General features: G+C 66.3%; 1 protein-coding gene. It reads left to right on the top strand.

Annotated features, from left to right (window positions below):
- Positions 1–255, top strand: a 255-nt coding sequence (locus HMPREF2955_RS14675; RefSeq protein WP_139145582.1) for a toxin TcdB middle/N-terminal domain-containing protein, incomplete at both ends; no start/stop codon positions are given.

Genomic DNA, 255 nt, shown 5'->3' on the forward strand with positions numbered 1-255 from the left:
TGCCCAGTTTCGCCATGCCCGGCCGCCGCTGGGTGATGTCGGCCGTGGAGACTTCGGGCGGATATGCCGAGAACGGGGCGACGCGCATGCGCAACGAGTTCGCCTACGAGGGCGGCTACCGCGACAGGCGCGAGCGCGACTTCTTCGGGTTCGCCAAGGTCGTCACCCGACAGCTGGACACACAGAAGGAGAATGCCGCCTACCGCACGCAGGTGTCCGAGTACGGGCACAACCGCAACCTGTACATGCACGACC

Source organism: Prevotella sp. HMSC073D09 (assembly GCF_001814145.1).
Taxonomy (GTDB): domain Bacteria; phylum Bacteroidota; class Bacteroidia; order Bacteroidales; family Bacteroidaceae; genus Prevotella; species Prevotella conceptionensis.